This is a genomic window from Bartonella sp. AD328YNZD, assembly GCF_042196425.1.
Map to the genome: position 1 here is coordinate 1 of NZ_JBHIQG010000312.1, position 2,721 is coordinate 2,721.

2 protein-coding genes are annotated in these 2,721 nt (G+C 36.9%); both read left to right on the forward strand.

Features of this window, described 5'->3' with window-relative positions; genetic code table 11:
* On the forward strand, positions 1 to 1,515 hold a 1,515-nt coding region (locus tag ACFIO3_RS11110), incomplete at its 5' end, for an ABC transporter substrate-binding protein (protein ID WP_375704464.1).
* Between the two features lie 112 nt (positions 1,516 to 1,627).
* Positions 1,628 to 2,701, forward strand: a complete 1,074-nt coding sequence (locus tag ACFIO3_RS11115; protein WP_375608761.1) for an ABC transporter permease — start codon at positions 1,628 to 1,630, stop codon at positions 2,699 to 2,701.
* Positions 2,702 to 2,721: the final 20 nt, after the last annotated feature.

A 2,721-nucleotide genomic window follows, 5' to 3' on the forward strand; every position in this document is an offset into this window, starting at 1 on the left:
ATATTGGTGATGGCATGGAATATTGATTCAATTAGTAGTTTTGATCCAGCGCAAACTGTTGAGGTTGTGACGAGTGAATTATTGACGAATATTTGTAGCGCGTTAGTGCAATATGATGAGCATGATCCCACAAAAATTCGCCCTGCTATGGCACAATCTTGGGACGTTTTAGATAATGGAAAAAGAATAGTTTTTCATCTTCGTGATGATTTGAAGTTTAATGATGGGAGAACAGCGACGGCGCAAGATCTGGTGTGGTCGATGCGGAGGATTATTAAATTAGGATTAAGCTATGCTCAATCTTTAATGGATTATGGGTTTACCAAAAAAAATGTTGAAACAAATATTCAGGCTCTTGATGATAAAACTTTACAATTAAAATTTGATAAATCCTATCCTATACAACTTATATTGACTGTTATTGGACAATCTTATGCTTCTGCTTTGCTTGATCGGAAAACAATTGAAGCGCAGAGTCTTGACGGTGATATGGGGAATAAATATTTAGCAACACATTCTGCTTGTGTTGGGCCTTATAAATTGGTGAACTGGTCTCCAGCGGATAAAGTTGTGTTAGAGGCTACACAGCATTATTGGGGTGAAGTGCCTAAAATTAAGAAGATCGTTGTGCAGCATGTAGCGGATTCATCAAGTCAAAGACTTCTTTTGGAAAAAGGTGATGTGGATATTGTACGTGATCTTTCTTCAGAGGATATTTTAGATCTTGAAAAAAAGGGCGGTCGGATCAAAATTAGCCGTGTTTTGCGCCCGCAGATTATTTATCTATCGTTAAATAACAAAAATGCAATTTTAGCAAACGAAAAGGTTAGGTTGGCACTTCGTTATTTGGTTGATTATGAAGGTCTTGGAAAAACTGTTTTGAAGGGGATTGCTATTCCCCGAGCAACTTATATGTCCTTGGGTGTTCCAGGTGCTTTAGATGAAAAAGAAGGATTGCCTTTTAAGTTGGATTTGAAAAAAGCAAAACAGTTGATTACTGAGGCTGGCTATCCTAATGGCTTTAAAGCTAATCTTTTAGTTGGAAGCCTTAGTTATATGTCATCTGTTGCACAGTCTATTCAAGCCAATGCACGCAAAATTGGTGTTGAGCTGACAATTGAAAAAATGGCACAAAATCAATTGTTAAGCCGTGTACGGGGTGGAAATTATGATACTGCACTTATGGGGTGGGGGAGTGCTGATCCTGATGGACATCCTGCTTCATTAAATCATGTATTTAATCCTGATCCAACATTTACAAAAAAGCACAATATGTATTTGGCTTGGCGCGCTGGATATTATGATGAAAATATTAATAAAATGGTGATGCATGCTTTATTTGAGAAAGATCCCAATAAGCGTATTATGCAATATCGTACTTTACAGCATTATGTGCTAGAGCATGGTCCTATGGTTTATTTATTTCAGACATATTATACCGTTGGTATAGGACCTGATGTCAAAAAATGGGTTTGGAATAGTTACAGACTTTACTACAATGAAGCAGAAAAATAAAAAGAAGCATGTTGTAGAGAAAGATTGTAGAACATGTTTAATAAGAGATTATTTCGTTATATGAAAAAAAGTATTCGCTTTATATTTTATCGCTACAGAGGGGATTTTTATAATGATTTTGCCACTTTCAGAGACTGAAAGAGCTGTATCAGAAAAGCAGAAAAAATTGTTTTTATGGAATTTTTTGTTCAAGGGATTTAAACTTCTTATTTCAGTTATTATCACATTATTTGGGTTGGTGACGATTACTTTTTTTCTTGGTCATCTTCTCCCTCTAGATCCCGTTTTGTCTATTCTTGGTGATAATATCAGTCAGGAGGCCTATGATACAATGTATTATAAGCTGGGTCTTGATAAGCCGTTGATTGTCCAATATTGGAAGTATCTTCATAATGTATTTTTATTTGACTTTGGAGATGCTTTAACTTCTGGGCGTCCTGTTTTAACTGATATTATGCGCGTATTTCCTGCAACATTAGAGCTTGCAACCGTTGCTATTGTTATTGGTACAAGTCTTGGGATTCCATTTGGTGTTTTTGCAGCAATGTATCGCGATTCATTTATTGATTATGTTGTCCGTGTTTTTACACTTGTAAGTTATTCTACCCCGACATTTTGGCTTGGTTTAATGGCGTTGTTAATATTTTACGCCAAGCTTGGCTGGGTTGGTGGTCCAGGACGTATTGATTTTCTTTATGAATATTCTTTTGAACCTAAAACAGGATTTTTTCTTTGGGATACAGCGAGCCAAGGACAATGGGAGGCTTTTGGTAATGTCTTTAGTCACATTATTATGCCTGCTTTGATCTTAGCATTCGGTGCTATGGCTTATATTAGCCGTATGACTCGTGGGTTTATGATTGAGCAACTCAATCAGGAATATATTATTACTGCCCGTGTAAAGGGGTTATCTTGGGCACGAACGGTTTGGGGGCATGCCTTTAGGAATGCTGCTGTTCAGGTTATTACCGTTGTGGCGCTATCTTATGCTTTTTTATTAGAAGGGGCTGTTTTGACGGAGACAGTTTTTGCTTGGCCTGGTTTTGGGCATTACTTGACAAATGCTCTTTTGGCCGGAGATATGAATGCAGTTGTAGGATGTACTTTACTTGTAGGATTTATCTTTGTTGCCATTAATTTATTTTCTGATTTGCTTTATCGCATTTTTGATCCAAGGACACGTTGAATATGACAGTAAGTAATCAT

Excerpts from the sequence above, each read along its gene's own strand:
- ACFIO3_RS11115 (WP_375608761.1), top strand. The coding sequence starts at position 1,628 with ATGATTTTGCCACTTTCAGAGACTGAAAGAGCTGTATCAGAAAAGCAG.